General features: G+C 38.8%; 7 protein-coding genes and 1 pseudogene. All 8 read left to right on the forward strand.

Features of this window, described 5'->3' with window-relative positions; genetic code table 11:
- Positions 1-256: 256 nt before the first annotated feature.
- Entirely contained in the window at positions 257-1,036 is a 780-nt protein-coding gene (locus IEX12_RS22535) for a DDE-type integrase/transposase/recombinase (RefSeq protein ID WP_188725941.1), read from the forward strand.
- 121 nt (positions 1,037-1,157) lie between these two features.
- Positions 1,158-2,399 (forward strand): site-specific integrase, encoded by a 1,242-nt coding sequence (locus IEX12_RS22540; protein WP_088051622.1) that lies wholly within the window; start codon positions 1,158-1,160, stop codon positions 2,397-2,399.
- Entirely contained in the window at positions 2,396-3,364 is a 969-nt protein-coding gene (locus IEX12_RS22545) for a tyrosine-type recombinase/integrase (protein WP_088051621.1), read from the forward strand. The genes IEX12_RS22540 and IEX12_RS22545 overlap by 4 nt, the downstream gene beginning before the upstream one ends.
- Positions 3,357-4,397, forward strand: coding sequence for a tyrosine-type recombinase/integrase (locus IEX12_RS22550; RefSeq protein ID WP_088051620.1), 1,041 nt, complete (start codon positions 3,357-3,359; stop codon positions 4,395-4,397). Before IEX12_RS22545 ends, IEX12_RS22550 begins: the two co-directional genes overlap by 8 nt.
- Before the next feature lie 165 nt (positions 4,398-4,562).
- On the forward strand, positions 4,563-5,336 hold the full coding sequence (locus IEX12_RS22555; RefSeq protein ID WP_286171348.1) for a Mu transposase domain-containing protein: 774 nt from the start codon (positions 4,563-4,565) through the stop codon (positions 5,334-5,336).
- Positions 5,333-6,112, forward strand: coding sequence for an IS21-like element helper ATPase IstB (istB, locus tag IEX12_RS22560; protein WP_155555667.1), 780 nt, complete (start codon positions 5,333-5,335; stop codon positions 6,110-6,112). The genes IEX12_RS22555 and istB overlap by 4 nt, the downstream gene beginning before the upstream one ends.
- A 36-nt stretch (positions 6,113-6,148) precedes the next feature.
- Entirely contained in the window at positions 6,149-6,475 is a 327-nt protein-coding gene (locus IEX12_RS22565; RefSeq protein ID WP_088051617.1) for a hypothetical protein, read from the forward strand.
- A 111-nt stretch (positions 6,476-6,586) separates the two neighbouring features.
- Positions 6,587-6,846, forward strand: a pseudogene (locus tag IEX12_RS22570) (IS1634 family transposase); the annotation flags it as partial.

A 6,846-nucleotide genomic window follows, 5' to 3' on the forward strand; every position in this document is an offset into this window, starting at 1 on the left:
ACATCTAATAACGGAAAAAAGATAAAGAAAACAGTTGATGAAAAACAAGTCATCTTTTATAGTGAAAAATACGCAAAAAAGGCAAAAGCTGAGCGTGTGAGTATGGCATTCAATATGTACCAGCCTTGCAATCTTTTTTACCACTAAATGCGGAGAATTTTACCACCTTTTGCGGAAGTCTTTACCATTTTATCGACTCCTGTATACTTAATGTGCATGCCAACCGGCATGACATTAGGAATACAGGAGGTTTTTTATGTTTCCATATCGACAGATGCTGGAATTATATGACGAGGAAAGGAGTTTACGAAATATCGCAGCGATGACTCGCCATTCACGACAAAAAGTCACAGAAGTCATACGATTAGCGGAAAAAAGGGGATTGAAATGTCCATTAGATGAAGAAATGACAGATTCTTGGATTGAAGATTTTCTCTATCCTGAGAAAAAACTGGAAGCTTCAGGTCGGCAAATGATTGATTTTGATTATCTGCATAAAGAGTTGGCCAAACCACATGTTACATTGACATTGCTTCATGAAGAATATGTGAGGAAATCCGAGGAACAAGAAAAGATTCCCTATGCCTACCGGACATTCACGGAGCATTACCATAACTTTGCCCAAAAATATAAAGCAACCTTGCGAATCAAACGGAAACCAGGGGAATTGTTAGAAGTAGATTGGGCAGGTTCTACTTTATTTATCATTGATCCCGATACAGGGGAAAAAGTGAAAGTGTATGTATTTGTGGCAACTTTACCATGTTCGCTGCTTTCCTATGTCGAAGGTTCTTTATCCATGGATTTAGCGTCTTGGATAAAGCTTCATCAACACACGTTTGAATACATGGGAGGAAGCACTCAAATCATTGTTCCAGACAATTTAAAGACAGGAGTGACCAAACATACCCGCAAAGAACTGGTGTTAAACAAAACATACGAAGAAATGGTCCGCCACTATCACTCGGTGGTCATGCCAGCACGCGTGCGTTCACCAAAGGATTATTCCGAAGTTTTTATTATCCCGAACATTTAACTGCTTTTCCTTATTTATCACGTTAAGCGAGTTAAATGTTCGGGATAATTGTTGTTCATTTTTTCCACCCACTTCATAATTAAATCGGGATGTTCCCAAATATAATTATGGAGGCGAAAAGATGAAAGAAATTTTACTGACAGAATTGATTACTCAAGCTAAGGAGGCAATAAAACCAATCCAACATAGTGCTTCTACAGTCTATCAGTATGGATTGGCATGGGATGAACTGACTCATTTTTTTGAATCAAACGGGCAATCATACTTTTCCGAGGAATTGGCAAATCGTTTTGTATTAGAGTCGAAGGATAATCTTGACAAAGGACTGATTAAGAACTGGCGTTATAAACTCAGACGCCTTTCTGTGCTGATTCTTCTCGAAGTTCTGGAAACAGGCAGTTATAGCTGGAAATTCCATTTTGCGGATGCCAATAGCCCTCTTTCCATCGAAATGAAGCAGTTACAAGCCGATTATGTGGAAGAACTTATCCGTTCCGGAAAAGGTAATGGTACACGCAGGTGTTATGAGACACTTTCGAGGCAGTTTTTAAAATATGTACATTTAGAACTCAATAAAAACATATCTGACCTCCGGCTCGATGACGTTCGTAGTTTTATTCCTTATATAGCAAGATCTTACCAAAGCACCAGTATGCGAACTGTACTGTCTGCACTTCGGTCCTTTTTGAAATATCTCTATAAAGAAAGTGCAACTAAAGAAAAATTAGTTCTGGCAGTTCCGAGCAGCGGTTCGAGAAGAACCGCAGTTGTACCAACTATTACACAGGAAGAAGAAGACCGTTTACTTCAGTCAATCGACCGTTCCACCTGTATTGGAAAGCGTAACTATGCCATGGTGCTTTTGGCAATGCGCACAGGTCTTAGAAGCATTGACATTACAAATTTAGAAATATCCAGCATTGACTGGCGGAATAAGACAATCGCCATCGTACAACAGAAAAACGGAAGGCCTTTAATGTTACCTATTCTTACAGATATCGGTAATGCATTGTCTGACTATATACTAAATGCAAGACCTCAAAGCAGTCTTCCCTATGTTTTTCTGAGATACCAGGCACCATACACAAAATTATCTCGTTCCAACTGTTATGCCATCAGTTGTAGCATCATGAAAAAGGCCGACATCCGGCAGTCAGGTCATCGGAAAGGATTCCATATTTTCCGCCATACTGTGGCTGCAAGAATGCTGTCACAAGAAATATCACTTCCAGTGATATCCAATACATTGGGACATGGCTCCATCTCTTCCAGTAAGGTATATCTTTCAACAGATGAAAAGCATTTGAAGGCATGCGCTCTTACCTTCCAAGGAATTGAAGTGACAAAGGAGGAGCTGTTATGAAGTATCCTTATAATAGTAACTTCAGGATCTATATAGACGGTCTGGTTGAACAGAAGCAGTCCCTTGGATACCCTTATGTCAGTTCGGGAAGGATTTTGCGCATGTTTGATGAACATTGCATAAAGCATTTTCCTAATGAACATACATTAACCTCTGACATTGTCATGAGCTGGGCATCATTGAAAGAAAATGAACACCCAAATGGGCTTATGCGTAGAATTACACCTATAAGACAGCTGGCAAAATATATGAAAAGTATCGGAATTGATGCGTATGTCTTACCTTCCAATATACCGAAAAAGCAAATACGTTATGTACCACACATATTTACAAGTCAGGAACTGTCTGAATTTTTTAAGGCAGTAGATTCCTGTCAGGTGAGCGCTTTTAGTCCAGGTCGCCATCTAGTCATACCAGTATTTTTTAGGCTCCTTTATAGTTGCGGGCTTCGGTCGTCGGAAGCACGAATGCTTCAAGTGTCAGATGTGGATTTTAAATTGGGATCTGTATTTATCCGGGAATCGAAAGGTCATAAGGATAGAATCATATATTTGTCTGACGATATGTTACATCTATGTAAGATGTACGATGAAAGAATCCAATTCCATTATCCTAATAGAATTGCATTTTTCCCAAATCAGAAAGGCAGCTACTATAATCGTAGCTTGGTAAACTACTGGTTTCATTTATTTTGGGATAACCTTACCGTTGCAAAGACATACTCAGGAAATCCCCCAAGAGTTCATGATTTTCGTCATACTTTCGCAGTTAACCGGCTGAATCAGTGGGTGAAGGAAGGGAAGGATATCAATGCATATCTTCCATATCTAAGCATGTATCTTGGTCACGAAAATCAAATAGATACAGATTATTACCTGCATCTGGTTCCAGAGTTCTTCCCTGTGTTCCGCGATAAGTCCAGGGGGATATCTGAAAACCTCCTTCCGGAGGTGGATTATGAATAAGTCGATAGAAGGTACTTTTTTTAAATATGTCCGTAGTTTCCTGACGGTGTATTTGCCCAGAAATAAATGTTACAGCTTTAACACAATCAAAGCCTATCGTGATACGATAAATCTCTTACGGCTTTTTCTATCAGATCAAAAGAAGATTCCTTTTACTGAGATTACTTTTGACATGATTAATCATGGTTTGGTGTACGAATTCCTGGAATGGCTTCAATCATCGAGAAACTGCAGCATTTCTACCAGAAATCAACGGCTAGCTGGACTAAAATCTTTTCTGCATTATTGTGCAATTGAAGAACCCTCGCTTACCGCAATATACATGGATATTCAAGACATAACAGCCCTTCGGGATACGAAAAAGGGAGTGTCATATATGTCGCAGAATGCGTTGAAAACAATTTTGACACAGCCTAATGTAAAAAACGGACTCGGTCTGCGGAATCGTTTCTTTATGATAGTCATGTATGACACTGGTGGACGTATACAGGAAATCCTTGATCTAAGGCTTCGGGATATTTCTCTCGATCTGGATATTCCATGCATCTATCTTACTGGCAAAGGAAATAAAGTTAGGGCGGTTCCTTTAATGGAGAAAACTGTTCTTCATTTAAAAGAATATCTAAAAATATTTCATTCAACAGGTTTACAAAACACTGACGACTATCTGTTTTATACTGTAATTAAAGGGAAAAAGGGAGCAATGTCCCCCGATAATGTCTCTGTATTCATAAAAAAGTATGCCAAACAAGCAAGGACTTCCTGTCCAGAAGTTCCTAAAAAAGTACATGCACATTTATTTAGACATAGCCGGGCGATGCATTTATATCAATCAGGTATCCCGCTTTCTTATATAAAAGATTTCCTTGGACATCAAAATTCTACAACAACGAGCATCTATGCCTCAGCTGACACTACCATGATAAGGGATGCCCTTGAAAAAGCAACCAAACTGGATAGCAACTCAACTAGTGAGATCCCAGTTTGGGAAGGTAATGAAGATATGATTCTAAAACTTTGTGGTTTGAAATAGCACAATCATATACCGATGGTTATCCCGAAAATTATTAGGATACATGGCTGTTATTATCATCAATAGCAGCCGTAATTCGGGATAATAAAAACTTCGGGATAATCCTTTTTATCCTGAACTCTGGATAAAAAGGATAAACCGAATGTAGAAGGTTCCGTGAACACGGTGTCAACCTGGATTATTGCCGCATTAAGGAATACTCAATGTTTTACGATAGAGGAAATAAACCAGGAGATTCGAAAGAAACTGGAGGAGTTTAACCACCGGCCTTTCACAAAAAAAGAAGGCTCCCGTTGGTCAGCATTTATAGAAGAAGAGAAGTACGCCCTTACTCCTCTTCCCGCTAAGCCCTACCAGATGTCTGAGTGGCGAACAGCCAAAGTGCAGCCTGATTATCATATCTCTGTAAAAAGTATGTTTTACTCCGTTCCCTATGAGTATATAGGAAAACAAGTCGATGTGAAAGTCTCAGATGAGGCGATTGAAGTTTATTTCAATTACATGAGAATCGCTTCTCATCCAACACTGCATGGGAAATACGGGCAATTTTCTACTGTACATGATCATATGCCGGATAATCATAAACTTTACGTGGAACAAACACCGCAAGACGCATTGGATTGGGCGGAGAATATTGGAGAACATACGCTATTTGTGGTGAAGTTTCTATTGGATAGCTACGAAGTTGAAAAACAAGCAATGAAGTCCGTCTTTGCCCTAAAGAAACTGGAGCGTACCTATACTGTTTATGAAATCGAACGTGCGTGTAAAATGGTGCATGAAATCACGAATCGACCAACCGTGAAAAGTATTCAAACACTTATCAAAAACAATAAAAAAGCAGACTCAGAGAAAACTTTCACACAGAAGAAAGATAATGTGCAAAATAAGCACGGTTTCACTCGCGGGGCTTCTTATTTTGGAGGGAAAAATAAATGAATCAACAGAATATAGATAAACTAAAAGCATTGAAACTATCAGGGATGGCAGAAGCCTATGAAACTATTTCTACCAAGGGAGAAAATAAAGAGATGGATTTTGATACATTATTCGGCATCTTGATTGACCATGAGGAATCCCGGCGGAAAAGCAATAAAATCAATCGACTTCTTAAACAGGCAGCATTTCCTGAGTCTGCCTCTATGGAGGAAATCATCTACTATGAAGATCGAAAACTGGATAAGGAGTTAATCTTACGTCTAGCCAGTGGCAGTTATATTCTGGATGGGAGAAATATTATCTTTAAAGGAGTGTCTGGAGCCGGGAAGTCTTGGATGGCTATCGCATTTGGTGTACAAGCATGCCGTCAATTCTTCAAGGTTCAATATACACGACTTCCAGATTTATTAGAAGCATTTAAAATAGCAAAATATCAACAGGATGACAGCTACACCAAATTAATGAAAAAGCTTCTGAAGGTTGACCTTCTTATTCTTGATGAATGGCTGCTTTATACATTAACGGATGAAGAAACAGCTCTCCTTCTTGAAGTGATTAATACAAGACGTCAGGCAAAACAATCCAATATATTCTGTTCCCAATTTGATCTTGATGGATGGTATGAAAAATTGGGAGGCGGAACCCTGGCAGAAGCCATTCTAGACCGGATTGTTCATGATTCTTATGATATTTTTATTGACGGAAAAGTATCGATGCGTGAACGTCTTGGTGTGCACCATCAAAAGAAAAACGATGAAGAGAACAGCAGCCTTTAATAAATACCAAGAATAAGAACAGAAAGGGAGTTTTAAATGAAGGATTACATGACAATATCAGAAACGGTTGATCTCTTACACAACTATGAGTTGGAATGTGATGAAAAAGATGTTAGGCAATGGATAGCTAAAGGTGAAATCGAAGCAACAGAATTTGAAGGGAACTACCATATTTATGAACCAGCTGTGTTATCTTTCTTGATAGATTTAAGTCGTGTTGGAACAGCCTATGAAAAAGGAATTGATGATAAAACCAAAATAGAAAGACTCGAGGAAATGGTGCAGGAGTTACAGAAAGAGATTGATAGACTGCGTTGTGAGAAATTAAAGCTTGAACTTCAATTAGGAATTCTTCCGTTTTAGTGTATAAAGAAATCCCCCCAAACAGTCGGGGGATTTCTTTATACATGTGGTAAAGTGTTCCGCAGTGAGTGGTACATCCCGCCGCAAAAGGTGGTAAAAAAGATCGCACAAGTGGTAAAAATAGTCCGCCGTACACAGCGTGAAAAGGTTATTAAAAAAGCGATGGATATTGTGGATAATCCGGGTAAGTATACACGTTCCAGTTCCTATGGGGCTGCGGGTTATATAAAAAATATTAGTTATGATAAAGAAACGGGAGAAATTGTAAATCCAAAACAATCACTTCAATTAGATATGAAAAAACTGCAGGCTGAAGAAGCTCTTGATGGATACTATGCGATATTTACAAGTGAGTACAAAGAAAATGATGA

This window comes from Lentibacillus populi (assembly GCA_014642895.1).
Classification (GTDB): domain Bacteria; phylum Bacillota; class Bacilli; order Bacillales; family Amphibacillaceae; genus Lentibacillus_C; species Lentibacillus_C populi.